The sequence below is a fragment of the Candidatus Omnitrophota bacterium genome (assembly GCA_041650805.1).
Lineage (GTDB): Bacteria > Omnitrophota > Gorgyraeia > 2-01-FULL-45-10 > 2-01-FULL-45-10 > JBAZKM01.
Map to the genome: position 1 here is coordinate 71457 of JBAZKM010000001.1, position 22149 is coordinate 93605.

Annotated in this window: 36 protein-coding genes; 34 read left to right on the forward strand and 2 right to left on the reverse strand. The window is 52.7% G+C overall.

The genetic code is table 11. From position 1 onward, the window contains the following. Positions 1–3: 3 nt before the first annotated feature. The 5 genes from WC515_00475 to WC515_00495 are packed head-to-tail and all read left to right on the forward strand — an operon-like array spanning position 4 to position 3014. The gene (locus WC515_00475) at positions 4–621 is read left to right on the forward strand and encodes an SPOR domain-containing protein (protein MFA5145845.1); all 618 of its coding nucleotides are present in this window, start codon (positions 4–6) and stop codon (positions 619–621) included. A 19-nt stretch (positions 622–640) separates the two neighbouring features. After that, entirely contained in the window at positions 641–985 is a 345-nt protein-coding gene (locus WC515_00480; GenBank protein ID MFA5145846.1) for a small basic protein, read from the forward strand. A 16-nt stretch (positions 986–1001) separates the two neighbouring features. Then, entirely contained in the window at positions 1002–2096 is a 1095-nt protein-coding gene (gene aroB / locus WC515_00485) for a 3-dehydroquinate synthase (GenBank protein MFA5145847.1), read from the forward strand. A 31-nt stretch (positions 2097–2127) separates the two neighbouring features. Continuing rightward, a complete protein-coding gene (locus WC515_00490) occupies positions 2128–2595 on the forward strand; it encodes a GNAT family N-acetyltransferase (protein ID MFA5145848.1) in 468 nt (155 codons plus the stop codon). Further along, entirely contained in the window at positions 2592–3014 is a 423-nt protein-coding gene (locus WC515_00495) for a thioesterase family protein (protein MFA5145849.1), read from the forward strand. Before WC515_00490 ends, WC515_00495 begins: the two co-directional genes overlap by 4 nt. On the opposite strand, the gene WC515_00500 is transcribed toward WC515_00495, so the two are convergent. Beyond that, the gene (locus tag WC515_00500; GenBank protein ID MFA5145850.1) at positions 3004–3600 is read right to left on the reverse strand and encodes a hypothetical protein; all 597 of its coding nucleotides are present in this window, start codon (positions 3598–3600) and stop codon (positions 3004–3006) included. The genes WC515_00495 and WC515_00500 overlap by 11 nt on opposite strands. After that, positions 3597–4412, reverse strand: a complete 816-nt coding sequence (locus WC515_00505) for an XrtA/PEP-CTERM system-associated ATPase (GenBank protein ID MFA5145851.1) — start codon at positions 4410–4412, stop codon at positions 3597–3599. Before WC515_00505 ends, WC515_00500 begins: the two co-directional genes overlap by 4 nt. Before the next feature lie 109 nt (positions 4413–4521). Here WC515_00505 and WC515_00510 point away from each other — a divergent pair, with 109 nt between their 5' ends. The 29 genes from WC515_00510 to WC515_00650 all read left to right on the forward strand — a co-directional run bounded on the left by WC515_00510 (position 4522) and on the right by WC515_00650 (position 22107). Continuing rightward, positions 4522–4896, forward strand: coding sequence for a PilZ domain-containing protein (locus WC515_00510; protein ID MFA5145852.1), 375 nt, complete (start codon positions 4522–4524; stop codon positions 4894–4896). A 90-nt stretch (positions 4897–4986) separates the two neighbouring features. Continuing rightward, positions 4987–5319 (forward strand): exosortase system-associated protein, TIGR04073 family, encoded by a 333-nt coding sequence (locus WC515_00515; GenBank protein MFA5145853.1) that lies wholly within the window; start codon positions 4987–4989, stop codon positions 5317–5319. Between the two features lie 82 nt (positions 5320–5401). After that, positions 5402–5770, forward strand: a complete 369-nt coding sequence (locus tag WC515_00520; protein MFA5145854.1) for a PilZ domain-containing protein — start codon at positions 5402–5404, stop codon at positions 5768–5770. Between the two features lie 10 nt (positions 5771–5780). Beyond that, positions 5781–6146, forward strand: coding sequence for a hypothetical protein (locus WC515_00525; GenBank protein MFA5145855.1), 366 nt, complete (start codon positions 5781–5783; stop codon positions 6144–6146). Between the two features lies 1 nt (position 6147). After that, positions 6148–6708, forward strand: a complete 561-nt coding sequence (locus WC515_00530) for a flavin reductase family protein (protein ID MFA5145856.1) — start codon at positions 6148–6150, stop codon at positions 6706–6708. Next, positions 6689–7231: a DUF523 domain-containing protein gene (locus WC515_00535; protein MFA5145857.1), complete on the forward strand. Its 543-nt coding sequence runs from the start codon at positions 6689–6691 to the stop codon at positions 7229–7231. Before WC515_00530 ends, WC515_00535 begins: the two co-directional genes overlap by 20 nt. Positions 7232–7256: 25 nt before the next feature. After that, positions 7257–7607, forward strand: coding sequence for a histidine triad nucleotide-binding protein (locus WC515_00540; GenBank protein ID MFA5145858.1), 351 nt, complete (start codon positions 7257–7259; stop codon positions 7605–7607). A gap of 17 nt (positions 7608–7624) precedes the next feature. After that, positions 7625–7987 (forward strand): PilZ domain-containing protein, encoded by a 363-nt coding sequence (locus WC515_00545; GenBank protein ID MFA5145859.1) that lies wholly within the window; start codon positions 7625–7627, stop codon positions 7985–7987. 22 nt (positions 7988–8009) lie between these two features. Continuing rightward, the gene (locus WC515_00550; GenBank protein MFA5145860.1) at positions 8010–8501 is read left to right on the forward strand and encodes a PilZ domain-containing protein; all 492 of its coding nucleotides are present in this window, start codon (positions 8010–8012) and stop codon (positions 8499–8501) included. Then, positions 8492–9037 (forward strand): DUF4416 family protein, encoded by a 546-nt coding sequence (locus WC515_00555; protein ID MFA5145861.1) that lies wholly within the window; start codon positions 8492–8494, stop codon positions 9035–9037. Before WC515_00550 ends, WC515_00555 begins: the two co-directional genes overlap by 10 nt. Then, the gene (locus WC515_00560; protein MFA5145862.1) at positions 9034–9612 is read left to right on the forward strand and encodes a hypothetical protein; all 579 of its coding nucleotides are present in this window, start codon (positions 9034–9036) and stop codon (positions 9610–9612) included. Before WC515_00555 ends, WC515_00560 begins: the two co-directional genes overlap by 4 nt. A 4-nt stretch (positions 9613–9616) precedes the next feature. Continuing rightward, entirely contained in the window at positions 9617–11338 is a 1722-nt protein-coding gene (locus WC515_00565; protein MFA5145863.1) for an alpha/beta hydrolase, read from the forward strand. Continuing rightward, positions 11335–12018, forward strand: a complete 684-nt coding sequence (locus tag WC515_00570; GenBank protein MFA5145864.1) for a polysaccharide deacetylase family protein — start codon at positions 11335–11337, stop codon at positions 12016–12018. Before WC515_00565 ends, WC515_00570 begins: the two co-directional genes overlap by 4 nt. A gap of 60 nt (positions 12019–12078) precedes the next feature. Continuing rightward, on the forward strand, positions 12079–12462 hold the full coding sequence (locus tag WC515_00575; protein MFA5145865.1) for an exosortase system-associated protein, TIGR04073 family: 384 nt from the start codon (positions 12079–12081) through the stop codon (positions 12460–12462). A 120-nt stretch (positions 12463–12582) separates the two neighbouring features. Then, entirely contained in the window at positions 12583–12969 is a 387-nt protein-coding gene (locus tag WC515_00580) for a PilZ domain-containing protein (protein ID MFA5145866.1), read from the forward strand. Beyond that, the gene (locus tag WC515_00585; GenBank protein ID MFA5145867.1) at positions 12966–13310 is read left to right on the forward strand and encodes a hypothetical protein; all 345 of its coding nucleotides are present in this window, start codon (positions 12966–12968) and stop codon (positions 13308–13310) included. The genes WC515_00580 and WC515_00585 overlap by 4 nt, the downstream gene beginning before the upstream one ends. An 18-nt stretch (positions 13311–13328) precedes the next feature. Further along, positions 13329–13679 carry an aspartate 1-decarboxylase gene (gene panD / locus WC515_00590; protein MFA5145868.1) on the forward strand — a complete coding sequence of 117 codons (351 nt, stop codon included), beginning with the start codon at positions 13329–13331 and terminating at the stop codon, positions 13677–13679. Between the two features lie 7 nt (positions 13680–13686). Then, positions 13687–14148, forward strand: coding sequence for a peptide deformylase (gene def / locus WC515_00595; GenBank protein MFA5145869.1), 462 nt, complete (start codon positions 13687–13689; stop codon positions 14146–14148). Positions 14149–14345: 197 nt separating this feature from the next. Then, entirely contained in the window at positions 14346–14555 is a 210-nt protein-coding gene (locus WC515_00600; protein ID MFA5145870.1) for a cold shock domain-containing protein, read from the forward strand. 65 nt (positions 14556–14620) lie between these two features. Then, the gene (locus tag WC515_00605) at positions 14621–15067 is read left to right on the forward strand and encodes a GatB/YqeY domain-containing protein (GenBank protein MFA5145871.1); all 447 of its coding nucleotides are present in this window, start codon (positions 14621–14623) and stop codon (positions 15065–15067) included. A gap of 62 nt (positions 15068–15129) precedes the next feature. Next, positions 15130–15501, forward strand: a complete 372-nt coding sequence (locus WC515_00610; protein ID MFA5145872.1) for a hypothetical protein — start codon at positions 15130–15132, stop codon at positions 15499–15501. Positions 15502–15590: 89 nt separating this feature from the next. After that, entirely contained in the window at positions 15591–16109 is a 519-nt protein-coding gene (locus WC515_00615; GenBank protein MFA5145873.1) for a M23 family metallopeptidase, read from the forward strand. Beyond that, positions 16106–16279, forward strand: a complete 174-nt coding sequence (locus WC515_00620) for a hypothetical protein (GenBank protein MFA5145874.1) — start codon at positions 16106–16108, stop codon at positions 16277–16279. The genes WC515_00615 and WC515_00620 overlap by 4 nt, the downstream gene beginning before the upstream one ends. 19 nt (positions 16280–16298) lie before the next feature. Continuing rightward, complete coding sequence (locus WC515_00625) at positions 16299–17012, forward strand: PilZ domain-containing protein (protein MFA5145875.1); 714 nt, start codon at positions 16299–16301, stop codon at positions 17010–17012. A 14-nt stretch (positions 17013–17026) separates the two neighbouring features. Next, positions 17027–17920, forward strand: a complete 894-nt coding sequence (locus tag WC515_00630; GenBank protein ID MFA5145876.1) for an HD domain-containing phosphohydrolase — start codon at positions 17027–17029, stop codon at positions 17918–17920. A 6-nt stretch (positions 17921–17926) separates the two neighbouring features. Continuing rightward, positions 17927–18889: a radical SAM protein gene (locus WC515_00635; protein MFA5145877.1), complete on the forward strand. Its 963-nt coding sequence runs from the start codon at positions 17927–17929 to the stop codon at positions 18887–18889. 2 nt (positions 18890–18891) lie between these two features. Next, complete coding sequence (locus WC515_00640; protein MFA5145878.1) at positions 18892–19599, forward strand: GAF and ANTAR domain-containing protein; 708 nt, start codon at positions 18892–18894, stop codon at positions 19597–19599. 180 nt (positions 19600–19779) lie between these two features. Next, positions 19780–21459, forward strand: a complete 1680-nt coding sequence (locus WC515_00645; GenBank protein ID MFA5145879.1) for an NAD+ synthase — start codon at positions 19780–19782, stop codon at positions 21457–21459. A gap of 108 nt (positions 21460–21567) precedes the next feature. Continuing rightward, positions 21568–22107 carry a sigma-70 family RNA polymerase sigma factor gene (locus tag WC515_00650; protein MFA5145880.1) on the forward strand — a complete coding sequence of 180 codons (540 nt, stop codon included), beginning with the start codon at positions 21568–21570 and terminating at the stop codon, positions 22105–22107. Positions 22108–22149: the final 42 nt, after the last annotated feature.

Consider the following 22149-nt stretch of genomic DNA (forward strand, 5'->3'; position numbering starts at 1 on the left):
ACGATGGTAAGCCAGGAAGAGCAGAAAGAACTGTTTGAGTTCAAGGAGCAGCCGAAGAAACGCTTTGGCGGCTTTCCCAGGATATTCCCGGCCGAAAATATGTCCGTAACACTCTCGATGGAAAGGCTCATCCTCTTCTCGATAGGTATCATCATGGTAGCGGTCCTGGTATACGCCCTAGGCGTGGAACGCGGTAAATCGCTGGGCAGGGCCCCTGTTACGGTCCTGAGTCAGCAGCCCGCGACAAAGCCGCCGTCATCGGCCCGGAACAGACCGCCCGAGGCCGTGCAGGTCAATCCGGTCCGGGTCGCGCCGGCAAAGGCGGCCGGGCAGGTACAGGAAAGGTCTTATTTGAAGACCCCGGGCCCGCAGTCACAGGCGACAGAGCGTACCAGGGGGTACACTATAGTGGTCGGGACGTTCTCGAATAAAGATAATGCCGCAGCCATGGTGAGCCGCATCAAAAAGAACGACGGGTTAAGCGCTTTCCTGATACAGGGCGATTCGTATTTTCAGGTGTGCATAGGGAATTATCCGGACAAAGAGAGCGTACAATCGAAAAAGGCGCTTGCCCGGATAGCCCAGAGATACAAGGGCGCCTATTTCAAACTATCCAGGTAACTAAATAAGATCGGAGGTAATGATGTCACAGCATCCCAGCTTGCGCTCATCGGAAAAGGACAAACAACAGAGGACCGTCCTTAAGCGTTATGAACGGATCAAATCCCTCAAGGAGAAGGAGAAGTGGAAAGACGGGGACTCCGTCTTCGGTCTTCCCAAGGTAAGGGTCATGCGCTTCAAGATCAAGAAAGAGAAGGCCGCCGCAGCCGAAGGCACTGAAGCCGTCGCCGGCGCCGAGACCGCTGCCGCACCGGCCGCTCCTGGAAAGACCGCTGCCGCCGCTCCGGGAAAGGCCGCACCGGCCGCCAAGGCCCCGGGCGCCAAAGATACGGCAAAGACGAAGGAAGCGGAAGGCAAGAAATAAGAGACAGCAAAATCTTATGAAGAAGATACAGCTATCCCTGCCGGGCAGGAGTTACGATATCCTTATCGGCAGAGGCCTGACATATGACTGCGGGGCCGCCATACGGGGCCTCAGGATAGGGAGAGATGCCGTTGTCGTCACCAATGAACGGCTCTTCGCGCTTTACGGAAAGGCGATAAGGGCATCGCTCAGACGGGCCGGGCTCTCGGTGCATTTCGAGCTCGTGCCCGACTCGGAACGGGCGAAATCCGCAAAGGTCGTATTCGGCCTGATCAATGACATAAGCACATATGATAAGGACAGGACCCTCTTCCTGGTGGCATTCGGAGGCGGGGTAGTAGGAGATGTAGCGGGTTTTGCGGCCGCCGTATACAAGCGGGGCATCCCGTATGTGCAGATGCCGACCACCCTGCTCGCTCAGGTCGACTCTGCCATAGGCGGAAAGACCGCCATAGACACAACTGTCGCGAAGAACCTCGTGGGCGCTTTTTATCAGCCGCGCATCGTCCTTTCCGATACCGGCATGCTCGACTCTCTGGCGCCGCGTCAGATGAGGACGGGCATGGCCGAGGTCATAAAATACGGCGTCATAAAAGACGCCCGGCTCTTTGAATATCTCGAAAATAACCTGAGAAACATATACGCCCACAGGCCGGAAGCGCTCGAATTGATCGTCTCCAGGTCCAGCGCCATAAAGGCGCGCGTGGTGGAGGCGGATGAATTCGACAGAAAAGGCGCCAGGGTCATCCTGAATTACGGCCATACGATAGGCCACGCCATAGAGACCGCCTCCGGATACTCGGGGCGTTATTCGCACGGAGAAGCGATATCCATAGGCATGGTGGTCGCCTCAGATATAGCGGTGCGGCTGGGCCTGTTGAAGGCCCCGGACGGCGCCAGGATAGAAGCGCTCATAAAGAAGGCGGGACTGCCGACGGCCCTTGCGGGCCTCCGGCTCCGCGACCTGTACGAGGCGCACCGCCACGACAAGAAGTTCATCCACGGCAAGAACAGGTTCGTCCTGCCGCGCGGCATAGGGATCGCCGGGACGGTCGAAGATATCCCCGAAGCGGTCATAAAGGGTTCTCTTGCCGGTCGGTTGAGCAGATGACCTTAACGGCTTGAAAATCACGGAGGGCTGTGTGACACATACTTTAAGGCATTTCAGGAGAGAGGACGCGGACGGCGTCAAAGAGCTGATAATGCTCATCCTTTCGAAAGAGTACCCCTTCGACAGGGCCGCATATTCCGACAGTGATCTCGACAGGATAGACGAGGTATACGGTGGGGCGAACAGCGCCTTTTTCGTCGTGGAAGAGAACGGCTCCATAGTCGGTACCGTCGGGATAAAAGAGGAGACGAAAGACGAGGCGCTCATGCGCCGCCTCTTCGTCGACCCTAAATACCGCAGGCACGGATACGGCGCGGCGCTCCTCCAAAAGGCCCTGGAGTTCTGCAAAGAGCGCGGCTATAAGCGCATCTTCTTCAGATGCACCGACAGGATGGCGGACGCGATGCGCCTATGTAAAAAACACGGATTCAAAGAGACCGAGTCGCTCGACGTAAGCGGTTTCAAGATACACAAGCTGGAGCTGGCCGTCAGGCAATGAGACATCACGAGACCGAGATACGCGTCAGGTACAAAGAGACCGACCAGATGGGGGTAGTATACTATTCGAACTACTTTGTCTGGTTCGAGGTGGCACGGACCGAATACCTGCGGGCCATGGGGCTGGCATACAGCGAGATAGAGAAGAGGGGGCTGCGCCTGATGGTCGCCCGCGCCGACTGCACCTATCTTTCGCCGGCGCGCTACGACGATATGGTCACGGTATCTTCATGGATACCCGAGATCAGGAATTCAAGTCTCACATTTGAATATAAGATATCGGTAGGGGACAGGCCGGTCGCTACCGGCAAGTCCGTGCACGTATTCACCGATCCGTCCGCAAAACCCGTCAGGATACCTAAGGACCTCAAGGATATACTCGGGCGGGACCCAGGCGCCGGCAAGGGCGTCACTTCCTGAGGCTGAGAGTTATCTCCGTATCATTCAAATTCATAAGGACACCGTTCTTCATTATCCTTATCACCTTAGCCCCGCTGATCATATCTCCTTCTTCGACCACGCCGTTATTGATTATGGCCTGAGGGCGCTCTTCTATATACATTATACCGTTAAGGACAAAATCGGGATATTGCAATTTCGCGGGCGGGGTCTCCCTGGCAGGAGCGGGCGCAGAGATACCGTCCGCGCCGGGCCGCCCGGAGGCCTCTTCAGGCACAGCGTTCTTCTCGGCGCCTGCGATGGGCTTATAGGCCACTTCCTGATGCGATGCCGTTCCGTCGGGCTGCGTCTTCCCCTGGCGGCCCCCCGTTGCCGTATAAAGCCAGAAGACCGCTATTATGACGGCTACGGACAGGACGACTGAAACGATCTGCTCCGGGGCAACCGCGGGTCTTTTCTTTATCGGCGAAAAGATGGCAGGAGGGAGAGGGTTCGGGGATGGCTGGAATTTGTGCCGTTCGTCCGTCCTGACGACGGGCTCCGGAGTCCGGGTACCGCCCCTTATCTCGCCCTGCACCTTCTTAAGGGCTTCCTGTATTATGCTCATACGGTAACAACACCTTCTATCTCGTGGATGCTCTTCTCTATAATAGCGTCGCTGATATCCCTGGTCTCCATAACGTAAGCGGCCAGGAGCGCCTTATCGCATACCATGTTTATCAGGCGCGGGATGCCTCCCGAGTACCTGTGTACCGATTCTATGGCATCCGGGGCAAAACGTATCTGGCCGTCGGAACCGGCGACGGTGAGCCGGTGGTAGATATATTTATCGATCTCGTCTTTTTCGAGAGGGGATATGTGGAACCTGACGCCGATGCGCTGCCTGAGCTGCCTCAGGTTCGGCGAATTGAGCTTGGTCTTAAGCTCCGGCTGTCCCACGAGTATTATCTGAAAAAGTTTCTCCTTGTCCGTCTCAAGGTTCGACAGCATTCGTATCTCTTCCAGGATGGATGTCTTAAGGTTCTGCGCCTCGTCGATTATCAGGATGACGTTATTACCTTTCGACAATTCTTCTATGAGAAAACCGTTAAGCTGACGCAGCATGGAGGATTTGTTCCTTCTCTCCACGACCAGGCCGAAGTCCTCCAGTATCATCTGCAGGAGTTGAAGCTCGGGAAGGGTGGAATTGAAGATAAAGGCGCTCTTCGTATTGCGGTCGAGCTGGTTGATGAGGGCCCTGCAGAGAGTCGTCTTGCCGGCGCCGACCTCCCCGGTGATCTCCAGGAAACCTTTTCGTTCTTTTATCCCGTATATGAGATGGACGAACGCTTCCCTGTGGACTCTGCTCAGGAATAAGAAGTTGGGGTCGCTGGTGACGTTGAACGGCTTTTCTTTTAACCCGAAAAATTCTCTGTACATTTCGCTATAAGTATACACCCGGCCCGCGGCCTTTGCAAATAGATTTTTCCTTGCTTTTTCGGTATCGCTTATGTATACTTGACACATTGGACAAAAGAGGAGAACGCGGATGTGGAACGGTATTAACAGACGAAGGTTCCCAAGGGCAAGCTACAAGTGCCTCATTACCATAAAGAAACGCCTGAACGCCAAGACCATAAGCACAAATACCGAGAACATAGGCGCAGGCGGCATATGCGTTATAATAAAAGAGGACCTGGGATTATTCCAGGGGGTGGACCTTGAGCTTCATATTGATGACGACCTTGAGCCTATACGGTGCGGCGGCACCGTGGTATGGGTCGTGAAGAAGGCGGACCCCAGACAAAAAGGCGTCCATTTCTACGATACGGGCCTGGAATTCATAGATGTGCGGCCTGAGGACAGGGAACGCATCTCCGAAGTCGTGGAGGCGATACTGGAGAGGAACCGCAAGAAGGGGTAAGCGCTACGCTGCATGCGCGGTCTCTTGACAAAGTCAGTTTCTTATGCTATACTTAGGAAAATTAATAGCGAGGGGAGGTGAAATAGTAAAATGAAAAGTATGATAAAGGGTATTATTATATGTGTTGCTATATTAATGGTATTGAATATAGCGACATCAAGCTATGCGCAGGATCCCGCGAAAAAACTCGGAAGAGGACTCGCGAACATATTGACTGGCTGGATAGAGCTTCCGAAGAACATCTATGACACCAGCGTGGAAGATAACCCTCTCTCCGGTCTCACGATCGGATTGGCAAAGGGCGTTGGAATGACGATAGTCAGGACCGGAGCCGGAGTCTATGAAACGGTCACGTTCCCGTTCCCGATCCCTGAGGGGTATGCCCCGGTGTTAGAGCCAGAGTTCGTATTCAAGAGTCAGTAATGATTTCTGGATTAACTGAAAATAAGGGGATAGTAAAATATCCCCTTATTTTTTGTACTCTTCATACAATATGGAGGTTGGTGTGACCGAGAGACGAAGATGGCTGCGATTTGACACCGCCCTCACTGCGCTGTGCGAGATCGTCAGTGAAAAATACAAGGCGTCATCTAGCGTAAAGAACATCTCAAAAGAAGGCGCGCTGCTCCTCCTGGACAAGCCGCTTAAGAACGGGTCCGAGCTTAAGGTCTCACTGGATATCCCCGGCGACAATATCCCGATCTTCGCGTCATGCGAAGTGGCATGGCAGAAGAAGGGTGACAGGCGGGACGGCACGGACGAACGCCTGTATGAGACGGGTGTGAAGTTCACAAGGATAGACGGCTCCGACAAGGGACGGCTGCTGGAATATATATATACTCAATGGCTAAGGCTACTCGATAAGATACATTAACGGAATGGATATGACAGAAGAAATAAAGAAAGACAATACTAAAGATAGCGCGGAACCTAAGGTCGAACCCAAGGCTGAGACGAAGGCAGAACCGAAATCCGAGGTCAAGGCAGACGCCAAGCCCGCTGCTGCGGCATCTGCTGCGGCATCTGCTGCGGCAGTACAGGGCCAGGCTGCCGAGAAGAAGGACGATGCAAAAGCGCCCGTGGCTAAGAAAGAGAAACCGGCAAACTGCGCATCGTGCAACAAGTCGATCAAGGGAAAACGCTGGTATTACAGAAACGGCAAGTACTACTGCTCCAAGAGATGCTGGACGGACGCGTCCAAGAAGGCTAAAGCGGCCGCGGCCCAGCCGGCACAGGACGCCCCTAAATAAGATGGCAAAGCGCGAGCTTCCGCCCCGCGAAGCCCTGTACCCGGTCCCGGTAGTCCTCGTAAGCTGTTCAGATAAAGATGCCCGCCGCACCAACATAATCACTATAGCATGGTGCGGGGTCATCTCGTCCGATCCTCCGCTCCTCAGCGTCTCAATACGCCCGTCCAGGCACTCGCACAGGCTCATCACCGAGACGAAGGATTTTGTCATAAACATCCCCACGGCGGCAATGCTCAAGAAGGTCGATCACTGCGGCCTGGTATCGGGCAAAGAGACGGATAAGTTCGCGGAATGCTCTTTTACGCCTCTCAATTCCAAAAAGACGGTATCAAGGGCCATAGAAGAGTGCCCCGTCAATATAGAATGCCGACTTAAAAGGTCCGTCTCCCTTGGCGCGCACGACATGTTCATAGGCGAAGTGGTGCTCGTGCGCGTTGACGAGTCCATCCTGGGTAAGGACGGCGCCATCGATTATAAAAAAGCGGATCCGATCGTATATAATCAGGGAGAGTATTGGAACCTGGGCAATAATATCGGCCGATATGGCTGCTCCCTCAAGTAGACCGCTCCTCGGCAAACCAAAAAAGAGATCCTCTATCCTCATAAGCGCCTGCCTTGCGGGTATAAACTGTAACCACAGGGGGGAGAACGAGCTTCTCGGCTCATTAAAACCGCTCATGTCGCAGTTCACCGTAGTGGCGGTCTGTCCGGAAGTGCTCGGAGGTCTCCCGGTCCCGAGAGAGGCGGCCGAGATATCCGGCGGGGAAGGAAAGGATGTGCTGGACGGAACGGCCCGGGTCGTAACACGGTCGGGGAGAGACGTGACGGCGAAATTCGTCCTGGGCGCAAGAGAGGCGTTAAAGATAGCCGCGATCTATCGTCCCGTTGCCGCCATATTGAGATCTAACAGCCCTTCCTGCGGATACGGCAGAATATATGACGGGTCGTTCAAAAAACGGCTCAGAAGAGGGTCGGGCCTGCTGGCCGCGCTTCTGAAGAGAGACCGCATAAAAGTCTACACAGAGAAGACACTAGCCATAGCAAAAAGAAAGCTTGAAAAGAACTCAGGGTACATGATACAATGAAAGCGTTGGTTATAAATTATATATTATGACAAAAGACACCTGCTTATTCTGTAAAATAGTCAAAAGAGATATCCCGGCGAAGATAGTATTTGAAGACAATAAGATATTGGCGTTCGAGGACATAAGGCCCCAGGCGCCGGTCCATATCGTAATAATCCCGAAATATCACATCGACCGCATATCCGACGCAAACGAAGAGAATATCCACCTCATAGGCAGCCTGATGCTGGCCGCCGGGAATATCGCCAGGTCCAGGAAGATAGACGCTTCGGGTTACAGAATAGTGGTCAACTGTAATAAAGACGGGGGGCAGGAGGTATATCACCTGCACCTGCACCTACTGGGCGGAAGACCCATGACCTGGCCGCCCGGATAACAGACAGGTATCCGAACATGAACCAGAACGAAGAAAGACGTAAATTCCCGCGGGTAAAAGATGACGAGCTGTCGTTGAAGCTCAAGGTCGGTGATTTCGACACCGTAGCGCACACGCTGGATATAAGCGCGTCCGGGCTCTATTGCAAAATAGAGAAAGAGATACCTCTCATGTCGAGGGTAAATATCGTGCTCGTGGTACCCTCTGATGACGGCGCACAGAAGAGGCTGGAAGTTACAGGCGTGGTGGTGCGCGAACACCCTGTGATTATAGACGGCCAGACCAAACATTATGACGCGGCGATATTCTTTGAGGACCTTTCCCAGAAAGACCGCGAGATCATAACCGGATACATAGGTCACAAGCCGGCAAAGACATAGCCCGCAGAAAGGGGCCTTCGCCATGTTCCTCATAATAGAGATACTATTCATAGTGCTTCTGGCCATGATACTTTTGATGATATACAGGAACGAGCGCCTCTCCTCTAAACATCTGGGCTCACGCGCCGCTCTCGAAGAGTACTGGGCCGGCAGGGAGCGCCGCCAGTGCGTGCGGTTCAAAAAAGTCCTTAACGTAAGCTACGGCATAGAAAAGAAGGCCCACCTGAAGAAGAACGGCAAGACGGTCGATATATCCGAGAGCGGGGTAAAGATAATGCTGGATGAAAAGCTTCCAAAGGGGACCATAATAGACCTGCACCTGGGCATCCCCGGCGTAAAAGACCCGCTGGAGATAGAGGGGGAGATCGTCTGGGCTGAAGAAGCCCCGGAGACGAGTTCATCCGACAAGCGCTTTTTTCACGCAGGAGTGCGTTTCCTGGCCATACGCCCTCCCAACACCGCGCTGCTGCGGGAGTACATAAAGTCGATATGCGACTCCCAGGCATGCCCATAACTTTCACCGTGGGATCGCCTCGCCTTCCTCAGAAAGTTAAACTCGTAGCCGGCATGATCTCGCGCGATACGGCCCTATTTGACAGGGTCCGGAAGGGGATGGAACGCCTCTTCAGGAATAAGGCCGATTTTGAAAGCGGCGTATTCGATTTTACACAGACCGGCTATTACAACAACGAGATGGGCGACGGTCTGAAGAGAAAGTTCCTGAGTTTCGCCGGAACGGTCGCTTTAAAAGACCTGTATAAGGTCAAGCTCCTGACCAATGCCCTCGAGAGAAAATTTTCGCGCGGCGGTAACAGGACGGTAAATATCGACCCGGGATACGTGGACCTGGCAAAACTGGTTCTCTTCTCTACCAAGGACTACTCTCACAGGTTATATCTGGGCGGCGGCATATATGCGGAGGTGACCTTATCTTACAAGGATAAGACATTTCAACCCTGGCCGTGGACCTACCCCGATTACGCCACGGCAGGCTATATAGGGACGTTCAACGCCATCCGGGAAATATATAAAAAACAGGTGTGCCGATGATAATTAAAAAGAAGAGCATGATCGTTGCGGTAATGTCGAGCGTTGTGATCTCCATAGTACTGGTAATGACCCTGATCGCCTACCTTACGTATATAGAGCTGAAAGGCGAGGAATTCAGGAGATCATACCAGGTGCTCCTCCAGAAAGTCAACGCCAGGGTATACGCGCGCCATCTGGAGATCTCCGGACTGGACGCCAGGATAGAGGCCTCCGGACCGCTTAAGGGAAAACCGGTCATAGAGGGATCCATAAAAAATAACGGGTCGAGAGGTATCGACGATATAATCCTCAAGGTCCGATTCCTTGACTCAGACGGCGCTATTTTATATGAAGCCACATTCCACCCCCAGGACCCGCCGCTCGGGGCATCCGCGCTGCAACAGGTCGCCATACCTTATCTGACCGGCCACTCGCATGAGATGATCAGGCCAGGGAGCACATTCCCGTTCAAGGCCATAATGGCCGACTGTCCGCCCGAGATGCTTATGTCCCTTCGAAAAGACGGGAGATCCTCGAAGGTATCCGGGGCGTGGTCCGGACGGTTATCTCCGGAAGTGATCGCCATGGACTTTTAAAGATATGAGAACCATCTACATAGTCGTATCGGCCCTCTTCCTTATCACGGTCTTTCTTTTCATCGGGGCGTTCGTATATCTGGATAAGGAGAAACGTTCGACGTACTATTATGTCGTCAACGTCGACGGGCATGACGTAGGCAGTATAAAGATCGAGCGGTTCGTGACCGAAGATAAGCTTATCTACCGGTCTGTAAGGGAGATGCCTTTCGAACCTTTCTATAAAAACTCGAAGACGCGCCTCGTCCTTGATAAAAGATACGTCCTGAACAGCTATCTGGGTGAACGTTCGGGCAACGGCGGGGCCGAAATATTTTATATAGAGAGGAAGGAAGGCAACACCTCATCCGTATCCGTCTTCCAGTCGGAATTCGCATATGCCAAGAATATACCCGTAAAAGAGGGGGCGTTCATCTTTAAGGAAGATTCGCCGGTCACTTATCTTCCGTTGATCGAAAATTACAACTTCAAAAAGGGCCGGTTCCAGGGATTCAATGCCCTCACTCCTTTCGCGCAGGCCCTGCCTCCGATCAGGCGTTTTATCACGCTCACATCCATACGCGATGAATACCTCAAGATAGGGTCGAGAAGCATAAAGACCGAATGTCTGTTCCTGAAGATAAGAAATTATCCGCAGGGGAGCATATGGGTCTCCAAGTCGGACAGGAGCCTTGTCATGCTGGAGCTGCCCGCCAGACACCTGAGGATAACCAGGACATTCTCTCCCCCCGTGCTCCCGCAACCGGAGAATTACACATTGCAGAGCGATCGCTATACATCCAGGGAGGCCGTCATTAAGAACGGCGGTATCCAGCTGAGCGGCACGATGACCGTCCCTTCGGGGGAAGGCACCTTCCCGGCGGTCCTGCTTCTATGCGGGCCCGGGCCGCAGGACCGCGACTACCAGGGGCTCTTCCTGTCGCTGGCCGATCACCTTTCCCGTAACGGGTTCTGCGTCCTCCGTTTTGACAAAAGGGGTATAGCCTCAAGCGGCGGGGATTTTTCCGCGACTACCGACAGTGACGAGTTGAGCGATGGCAGGGCCGCGCTCGACTACATGGAGACCCAGAAAGAGGCCGATCCCGGAAAGATCGCCATAGTGGCACACTCAAAAGGCGTATGGCATGCCATGGGGCTTTCGAAAGAGAACCCTAAAGTCAAAGCCATGGTAATGATGGCGCCGTTATGCTACACGTCGGCCGATACCGAACCGTACCTTACCCGTCTCAGGGGGATGTCGGTCATCTCCAAATGGAGCGACGAGTATCTGAAGAGCGCCATGAAATCGAACCTCGAGACGTGGGAAGTCGTAACGAACACCAAGCGGGCATGGGCATCCGTCCTGGGCAAGAGATGCTTCACCAAACGCATGAAAGAATGGCTTGAGACCAAACCCCTTGAAACGGCCAAAGGGGTATCGGTGCCAGTCCTCATCCTGCAGGGCAGGGAAGATGAGGAGATCTTCTTAGAGTCGGCAACCGCACTGGACAAGGCGCTGGAGGAGGGAGGCAATAAATACCGGTCTTTAACGTATTTCGGTTATCTCGGACACTTTTTCGGCCCTCTCGTAAACGACGGCGTGCGCACCATACATTACGAAACGGATACGGGGGTCATGGAACAGATGGCCCGGTGGTTAAAGGATAACCTGGCCGATAAACCGGTCGAGCTCACGCCCGTTGAGGCCGTGCCTCAGGAAAGCCCCGCGCCCGAAATTGCGCAATGAAAGCACCTGCCGCACTCCACAAGACCCGTATCCTGGTCTACCACAGCATCTCATCCTCAAATACGCACTACGTCTCGAAACCGTTATACATGACCGGGCCGGCCGAGTTCGAAGAACAGATGCGTTACCTGAAGGACAACTATGCCGTTATCGGACTTGATGAAGTCGTTCGGGGGATACGGGAAGGCAAAAGCCCTGGACGCGATCGTGCGGCAGTGACGTTCGACGATGGCCATGCCGACAGCTATTCGGCCGCGATACCGGTACTTAAGCGTTACGCCATACCGGCGACCTTCTTCATAACGACAGGTTTTATAGGCACTCCGGGTTACCTCACATGGGATGAACTCCGCAGGATGAGCGGGGAGGGGTTTGGGTGCGGGTGTCATACGGTATCTCATCGCCGCCTTACCCCCCTGGCAGAAGGCGAGATATACGATGAGGTATCCGCATCAAAGGCCGTCCTTGAGAAGGAGCTGTCAGCCGGGATACCGTATTTTTCGTACCCTTACGGGGAGCTCTCGCCCGGGGTGATCTCAGCCGTAAAGAGGGCCTCTTTCGAAGCCGCATTCTCCACGGTCGACGCGCCTTGCGGCCCCGGGTCGGACCTCTTCGCCATACCCAGGAAAGAGGTGCTGAGGCAGCCTTTCCATAACTTCACCGCCTGGTTGCGGTTGTAATAGATTTGACAATCTTACTTTCATATGATATACTTTAACCAGTAAAAAGGGGGTGAATAGATGAAAATGTTGAAACTAGGACTTATAATTTTAATGGTGCTGTGCATTACGAATTTATCTTACGGTGAAACCACCTCGAATATCACGCCGGCCAATAAAGGCGCGGCCACGGGGGACACTTCAAGCGTAAGGCCGGCCGGGGCAAAGGCGGAGAGAGGGATAAAGAACATCCTTTTTGGATGGACCGAGATACCCAAATCGATAGTCCAGGTCACAAAGGATTCCAAGAACCCCTTCTGGGGTATTACCGGCGGGACCCTTAAAGGCCTGGGCAAGGCTTTCCCCAGGACCGTTTCAGGGGTGGCCGACCTCGTTTCGTTCCCGATAGCCAGCTATGATAAGATGCCGATAAAACCTGACGAGTTGAACACAGGGATTAAATAGCATAAAGGTTGTAAAATATAGACAGGGCTTGCGCAAAAGACGCGCGAGCCCTGTTTTCTTTATATTAAATCTGTTGACGCACCATATCCGATATGTTATAGTGAACCAAAAAAGGGAGAGATGGATACTATCGGAAAGCATCTTCTGGAGAGAAGGCGGTATATACGTCTGGATATTTCCGCGCCCATCTCCTATACCTTCCCGGATAACAGGAAGATATACAAGGCCGTCACAAAGAACATATCGGCTGACGGTATAAGATTTGAGGCCCACCACAAGACGCTGGACGTGGCGGGCGTCATAGACGTAACGCTATCCATCCCGGGCCCGGCGCACCCGGTCCATGCCAGGTGCAGGGTGATATGGAAACGGAAGGTCTCCCTGGAAGACAAGGCGCCGTTTGACATAGGCGTTGAGATCATCGAATTAGGAGAGGAGGACAAGAACCTCTTTCTTAAGTTCCTGTGCGATGCCTTATACTCTTTAGCCCCGGAGAAGAAGAGATGAAAAGAAGATACTGTACGGCTGCGATATATTTCATGCTGTTGTGCCTCTCTCCCTTATTGGCGGGGTGTTCCATCATACAGATACCCGACCCTGATGATGTAGCACGCCATCCCCTGGGCACCGAATCGGTCAAGATAGGGATGACCAAGCAGGAGGTCGAATCGTTGTGGGGAAGACCGAACGAGATAACGACCGCGGAAGACAAAGAGAGGTGGCAGGGCACACGCGAGGTCTGGATATATCACGCGCAATACACAAATGTACCAGTAGATGCGGGATACCTCTCCAAAACTAAGAGATTATACTTTGACGGGAACAACCTCACCAATATAACCGATTGAACTCCAACGGGTAAATATATGTTAAGGTTAATGTGTAAATCGAAGATCCACAGGGCCCATATAACCAAAGTCGACCTTCATTATGAAGGAAGTATAGGCATCGATAAGGACCTCCTTAAGGCGGCCGATATCTACCCCAACGAGATAGTCCAGGTCGTAAATATAAACAACGGCTCACGGTTCGAGACATACGCCATAGAGGAGCCTGCGGGTTCCGGCACCATAGGCCTGTATGGAGCCGCCGCCCACCTCGGCAAGGCCGGCGATCTCGTCATAATCCTGTCTTATTCCTTTCTGGATGATGCCGAATCGCGGAAACTGAAGCTTAAAACGGTAAAGGTAGACAGCCGGAACCGTATGGCCATCTAATGATCATATGGGATTAGAGATAAGAAAGTTCCCGGATACCATTTTGCGGAAGAAGGCATCCTCGGTCATCCGCGTCACCGATGAGGAGCGCAGGATATTGTGCGATATGGCCGACTCCATGTATCTGAATAACGGGGTGGGACTGGCCGCCGTACAGGTAGGCATCGATAAACAACTGGCGGTCATAGACATAGGAAAAGGTCTGGTAAAACTGATAAACCCATCGATAACAAAGAAGATGGGGACGGAAACGCAGGAAGAGGGATGCCTGAGCGTCCCGGATGCCGTTGTCAAAGTGAAGAGGGCAAAGAAGGTGACCGTATCCTTCCTGGACGAGAACGGTGAAGTACGGCAGATAACGGCGGAAGGCCTCTTTGCGCGCGCGATCCAGCACGAGGTCGACCACCTTTCCGGCAAACTGATAGTCGACTACCTTAACCCCATAAAACGCCTCTTTTTAAAGAGATAACCTCTATTTTCGTGCCCCACTTGACTTTTACACAAATATATGCTATATTTATAGCAATATTTATGAGTAGGTGTAGCTAATACGTGCAATCAGTACGTAAGTCACAGAAAGAAGACCATTTGGGACTTTGAGGACAAAGTCGCGAATGGTTTTTTTTATGCGGACAGCTATATTACGGAGGGGGGTGAACGAAGAGTATGGTGCAAGGAACCGTGAAGTGGTTCAATGACAAAAAGGGCTTTGGCTTCATAATAGCCACCGATACAGGAAAAGATGTTTTCGTCCATCATTCCGCGATCGAGGGCGAGGGCTATAAGTCGCTCAAGGAAGGCGATAAGGTCGAGTTTGACATAGTGAATGGTCCGAAGGGTGACCAGGCCACAAAAGTCGTAAAGCTTACCGCCTAAGTCATAATATATCCCACCCGTAAAGGATGTGTTGAAGACCGCACCGTCAGGGAAGAGGTGTTGTTATGGCTTTATATAAACGTATTGAAGAAGATGCAAAAGAGGCGCTCAAGAAGAATGACCCCGTGCGCCTTTCCGTGCTGCGTATGGTGATAGCCGCAATACGGATGCTGGAGATAGAGAAGAAGAGCGGCCCCGTTGCGGATGACGATATACTGGCCATCGTTCAGAGGCAGATAAAACAGCATAAAGAATCGATCGAACAGTTCACTAAAGGGAACCGGCAGGACCTCGTCGACAAGGAGGCAAAAGAGCTTGCGATACTCCAGTCGTACATGCCGGCCCAGCTTCCCGAGGAAGAGGTCTTGAAGATCATAAAAGATGCCATAGCGGAGACAGGGGCGGCCGCGAAATCCGATGCAGGTAAAGTGATAAAGGCCGTTATGGCAAAGGCGAAGGGCAGGGCTGACGGAAAGACGGTAAATCAGCTTGTTATGGGCCTCTTAAAATAGCGTTTTCTGTTGATTCCGCGTTAACGATATAGTATAATAAATCTATAAGAAAGGAGGAGAACATGGGAAAGAATATCTGTGTGTTCATTTTGGCCTTTTGCTTCATACTCGGTTCGGTCGCGTATGCTGCAGAACAGGGGACATCTGACAAGTCGGCTAAGAACCTATGGCAGAAGGTAATAAAATACCCCGCTAAGGTCACTGATGAATCGGCAAAAGTAGTGGCCGATACCGGCAAGAAGAGCGTCGAAGTGGTAACTAATGAAGTAAAGAGAACGGCCGAGGTCACATCAGGCGACGTCGCAAAGACGAAAGAGCTGGTGGTAGAACCGCTCCAGGGTACGGCCGAGACGACGGTAAAGGCTGTTGAAGGAACAGTTAAAGTACCGGTTGAAGCAGCAAAGGAAGAGACTGCTGAGACAGCGGCACAATAATCCATTGCCTAAAGAAAAAGCCATATCTTCTTTTTATATTAAAGAAGTATGGCTTTTTCTACGGCATCATCATCTATTAATCGGACATTATGAGGCATCCATGGGTAACGGTCACAACCGTAACGGTTACGGTGATCATTACCGTTTTCCTATACAAACCGGTCTCTTTGGCCATCTACACCATCAGGGAACCCTATTTTGCATATCCCGTAAAACCGGTATCCGGTAAGGTGGTCATACGGAACGACGGGAGGGGGGACGGGGAATTCGGGGCAAGGCGCCGTAACGGCAGGACGCACGCGGGCATCGATATGCTGGCCCCTGTGGGCACCCCGGTATATGCCTCAAAGAGCGGCATCGCTTTCTGCGGAAATGTGCCTACGGGTTACGGCAAATATATCATGATATACCATCCCGACGGCTATCAGACGATGTACGGGCACCTCTCCGGTTCCTGCGTGGTCTCGACGCAGAAGGTCAGGCGCGGTGACCTCATCGGTTTTGTAGGGAAGACCGGCAACGCCGCTTCAAAATCTATAGAGCCCCATCTCCATTTCGAGATCCGCAAGGACGATGGGCCGCTGAACCCAAGGCCTCTGATGCGATGAAACCGATATACAGGATACGGAGGGACACCATGAGAAGGGCCATAGCCGTTTTTTTACTGATATCTCTCTCCATGATATCTTCCGGGTGCGGAGAGACCCTGCACGGGGTCGGAAGAGATGTCGGCAGGATGGGAAAAGGGATCAACACCTTCTTCTTCAGGCAACCATAGAACGCGCGATCGGGGAACTATGCCATTACGTATACGCGAATCCGGGGGCATAACGATACTGGATATCGAAGGCAATATAGACATAAACTCCTCCGAGATAATCGAAACGGTGGGGTGGCTCATCAACAGCGGGAAGATCAATATCCTGGTCAACCTTGAAAATGTCGACCTCGTCGATTACAGCGGGTTATCGATACTGGCGATCGCATATAAGAACGTAGTAAACCATAAAGGTAAATTGAAGTTCCTCAAGACCCCGCTTTCGGTCATCGAGCTCTTCAAGGTAGTGCGCCTGGAAGCGGTCTTCGAATTATATACGGACGAAGAGGAGGCGATAAAGAGTTTCTATGACGAAGGCGTGGAACAGCTTCGACTCCGCAGGAAGTTCAAGCGGCTCGATATACATCTCAGGGTCAGGTACAGGATAGTCGGCGGCCAGAAGAACCCCAAGTCATTCGAAGGGGATGTGCTCAATATAAGCGCCGCCGGGATATACATATATTCACCATATACGTTCCCCATGAACAGCGTGGTCGATATGGAGATAACCCTTCACGATCCGCCGCTTTCTCTCGAAACCCAGGGCCGCGTCATATGGCTTGCCGACAAAGACCTGCAGCTGCACGCCTACCCCGGGATGGGTGTCTCATTTGTCCACCTGACCCCGGAAAGGGAGAAGGCGATAATCGATTTTATCGACAAGAATATCACGAACCGGGCAGAACCCATATAACCTCGGGAGGCACCATGCCTCTATGCTTATTGAGAGACGTATACACCGTCTACGGCGATCTCCTCGTTAAAAAAGAGACCGCGATCACCCCTTCCGTAATAGCGAAGATACGCTCTATGAGCAACAAACATAAACAGGTAAGGGTACCCCTGAAGAACACCGATATCTTTACGGACTTCGAAAAGATATTCGATGACGAGCGCTATTCCACCATGCTGGCGAGCCCGGTATCAAAGGCGCAGATATGCAAGATCGCCGGCCGGCTCAGGATCGAGAACGATCTCATATTTGAGCTGAATAATATGAAGCGCAACCTGCCATACACATATAGACATGTCCTGGTAGTTGCCGCGTTCGTCATAAAACTCTCCCGGACGTACAGGCCCCGGATATTTGACGAAGAGATCATCTCCCACTGCGGCTTTACGCACGATATAGGGAAGACGCGAGTGCCCATCTCTATCCTGAATAAGAAGGAGGCCCTGACGCGCGAAGAGAGGGCCGTCATAGAGACGCACCCTACTATGGGTTATCTCCTCCTTAACTACTACCTGAAAAAGGACCGCGTGGAATGCGCCCTGGCGAGCCTGGACCACCATGAACGGATGGACGGGAGCGGCTATCCATGCGGCATCAAACGGCTGAGCAAATATACGCAGCTGATAAGTCCCGTTGACGTAATGGATGCGCTTATGACATCCCGGCCATACAGGAATAAGGTCTTCTCCCTGAGGGCAACCCTCGACTACCTTCTCAGGGAGGCCGTTATGAAACGCCTCAATAAGGACGTGATACTCACCCTGATAAGTTACGCGCGGAAAGATAAACCGGACATAAAGAAGATGAAGATATCCGCTGAGACGCGCGAAAGACTTCCGGAAGCGATGACCCACGATAAGTATCAATGATCCGACATGATAGACGTCCCCGCTAAGCTGCGACATATAAAGAAGGCCGCCGGCATACTGAGCGGTTCCATGGAGCGATGCGTCATATGCCCGCGCAGATGCGCCGTTAACAGGGCCGGCGGGAAGAAAGGTTACTGCAGGGCCCCTTCCAACCCCGTCGTATACAGCTACATGGCCCACCACGGCGAAGAGCCGGCCATCTCCGGTTCAAAAGGTTCGGGCACGATCTTCTTCGCGCACTGCAATATGAGATGCGTCTACTGCCAGAACTACTACTTCAGCCAGCTCGATAACGGTGAAGAGGCGGCCCCGGGCCGCCTGGCCGATATGATGCTAGGCCTCCAGAGGCGCGGTTGCCATAACATAAACCTTGTGAGCCCGACACATTTCATGCCGCAGATAGTCACTGCGCTCGAATACGCCGTGGAAAAGGGCCTTAGCATACCCATCGTCTACAATACCGGCGGCTACGAACTCCCGGAGATGATCAGATCATTGGACGGAGTGGTCGATATATACATGCCGGATATGCGGTATTCCGACAACGCTATGGCGAAAAGATATTCCGATGCCGCCGACTACGTAGAGTATAACAGGGCGGCCGTAAAGGAGATGCAGGGCCAGACGGGAGACCTCGTCCTGGACGGGAACGGCCTGGCGGAGAGGGGCCTCATCATACGGCTCCTTGCATTGCCGGGCGGGATATCCGGGATAAAGGAGAGTCTGTTATTCATAAGAGACCATCTATCGCCTAACGCGTACCTAAGCATTATGAGCCAGTACTACCCCACATTCAGGTCGCATGAGTACAGGGAACTTTCCGGACCCGTTACCGCCGCCGAATATGAGAATATAGTTGACGAGGCAAAAAAAATAGGGTTAAATAACGGATGGGTGCAGGAGAAACCCGCAAAATTCGACCCCAGATTCCGCGGAACCAATATTGAACGCAAAACGGACATAGAGTGACAATGGCAAAGAAAAGACAGGTCTCCCACGCCAGGCAGCTGGAGGCGATCTCCAAGATGAGCAAGATGATAACGTCCGATCTCTATCTTGAAGATATACTCCGCCTCATAGTGACGGTGACTGCGGAGATAATGAACTCGAAGATATGTTCGCTTATGCTTGTCGACGAAAAGACCAAAGAGCTTGTATTAAAGGCGACGCAATCTATGAGCGACGTCTACAATAAGAAACCCCGCCTGAAGATAGGGGAGGGCATAGCGGGAAAGGTCGCACTCCAGAACCGGCCGAGGGCAATATACGATATATCCAAAGAGGCGGAGTATAAGTATAAGGATATCGCAAAAAAAGAGGGGCTCAAGTCGCTCCTCTCCGTTCCCCTGGCCGTAAAGGGCAGGGTCATAGGCGTCCTGAACAACTACACGTCATATCCCCATGTCTTCACCGCCGACGAGATGAATATAATGACGACCGTGGCGAACCAGGCGGCTATAGTCATAGAGAACGGGGAGCTGATGGTGAAAACGAAGGTGGTTCAGGAAGAGCTGGAGACGCGGAAGATCGTAGAGAAGGCAAAAGGCATACTGATGCGCGAACAGAACCTTTCAGAGGAAGAGGCCTTCCGTAAGATACAGAAGCAGAGCATGGACATGAGGAAGTCGATGCGCGAGATAGCGGAGGCGATAGTCCTTATAGATACGATGAAGAAGTGAGTTAAGTATCAAAAAATTCAGCCGATTCTTGTTGACAAACCTGAAAATTGTGATATAGTATGGATGAAAGACAAAGAGGTCTTCCGGCAAAGTACGCCGGAAGACGTTTTGTTTTAAGGACTATGGCGTCTGGATCCGGAGTTTTGGATAAGGACGCTTTTTTGTTATAAGGTGAGAGCCATGAAGAATAAGATCCGGTTTGCGATAGGCCAGATAAACAGCGCGGTGGGCGACTTCAGGGGAAATGCCATCAAGATAGCCGAATATATCGAAAAGGCAAAGGCGGCGGACGCCGAGGTGATCGCCTTTCCGGAACTCGCGATCACCGGCTATCCGCCCGAAGACCTCCTGTTCAGGGCGCAATTTATCGATGAAAACCTCGCCTCGCTCGACACCATTTCGAAGGCGACGAAAGGGATAGCGGCGATAGTCGGTTTTGTGGACAGGCAAAAGAAGGATATCTATAACGCCGCGGCCGTCTTGTGTAACGGGAAGGTCGCCGGCGTATACCATAAGATATCTTTGCCGAATTACGGGGTATTCGACGAAAAGCGTTACTTTAAACCCGGGTCGGGGCCGTTCATATTCGGGATAGGGAAAACGGTATTAGGCGTAAGTATATGCGAAGACCTGTGGCAGAGGGAGGGTCCGGATAAGCGCGAGGCAGCCCCGGGGGCCCATCTCATAATAAGTATAAATGCCTCGCCTTACCACGCCGGTAAGACCAAAGAACGCGAATCGGTCATCAGGGCCCGGGCGAGAGAGGAGAGGGCTTCATTGGCGTATGTAAATCTCGTGGGCGGCCAGGATGAGCTGGTATTCGACGGACAGAGCATGATAATAGATGATTCCGGGACCATTACGCACAGGGCGGATCCGTTCAGGGAGGATCTGCTCATAGCCGATATAGAGGTAAGCGCCCGGCCCCTTGCGAAACCGGCCAAAAGACCGGTCACCCTGGAGTGCCGGGCAGAGAAGAAGACGGCGCCTGTAACCAGGAGAAAGACCGGGCCGCTTGAGCCGTCTGCCGAGATCTATGAGGCCCTGAAGCTCGGGCTTAAGGATTACATCGTGAAGAACGGCTTCCGGAAAGTTGTCCTGGGGATGAGCGGCGGCATAGATTCATCCCTTGTGGCGGCGCTTGCCGCAGATGCGCTTGGCCCCGAAAATGTCACCGGCGTATTCATGCCGTCCAGATACTCTTCGCCGGCTTCCGCGGCTGACTCGAAAGAGGTCGCCGGACGGCTTGGGATAAAATTCTTCAATGTGCCGATAGACCAGCTCTTTAAGATATACCTCCTGGCGCTCGAGCCGCATTTCGTCGGATCCGAAAGGGGTATCGCCGAAGAGAACCTTCAGGCGCGGATACGCGGGACGATCCTTATGGCCCTATCCAATAAATTCGGGTGGCTCGTCCTGATCACCGGGAATAAATCGGAGATGAGCACCGGGTACGCGACGCTTTACGGCGACATGGCGGGGGGATTCGCCCCATTGAAAGATGTGCCCAAGACGCTTGTATACAAGCTCTCCAAATACAGGAATTCTCTCGGCGAGGTGATACCGGAGACGGTCATCCGTAAAGAGCCGACTGCCGAACTGCGGCCTGACCAGAAGGACCGGGACACGCTGCCGCCATACGGGGAACTGGACCCCATACTGAAACTATACGTAGAAGAGGACCGCGATATAGGAGAGATGGTGAAAGAGGGATTCGATAAGGATACGGCGCGGAAGGTGATGGCCATGGTCGATAAGAGCGAGTATAAGAGACGGCAATCGCCTCCCGGGATAAAGATAACTCCCAAGGCCTTCGGCAGGGACAGGAGAATGCCCATAAGCAACAGGTACAGAGGTTAACGAAGACCGGGTCTTGACTCGCTGACGAGTCGTTGCTGGACGATGACGCCCTTTATAAGAGCAGAGCTGCTTATAAGGGGCTTTCTGTTTAAAGGGAAGGTAAACGTTATGAACGAAAAATTTGAACGCATATATGAGAGGTTATCCCCGACATTGAAGAGGATATGCCACCGTCTGAACGGCCATTTCTCCTTCTTCAATGACGATGACCTCCTTCAGGAGGCGGCGATAAACCTCTGGCTGCTCTTCCGGTTGGGCAAGCTGGCCGATAAGACCGACAGCTATATGCTGCAGGGGTGTTACTTCCACCTTAAGAACTACATACGCACGGCTATGGACAGGGTTGATCTTACGAGCATGAACCGCCTTGCAGAAGACGGCGATTCGACCCTCGAAGACCTCATCGCGTCCGGAGATACTGCACTCGAAGACCATGTAAACGCGTCCCTCCTGAAAGAGAGGGTAGGCGGGGCAGGGCTCACAGAAAGGGAGAAGGATGTCCTGTCCCTCTCGCTGGACGGTCTCACCGTGCGGGAGATAGGAAAACGGATGGGCATATCCCACGTCATGGTGATAAAGATACGTAAGGCGATAAGGAATAAATGCCGTTTTCTTAAAAGCTCCGGCAGGGCCGGTTACCATAATTGATCCGGTTTTACTTGTATATATGAGGCCCGCGCAGGGGCCATA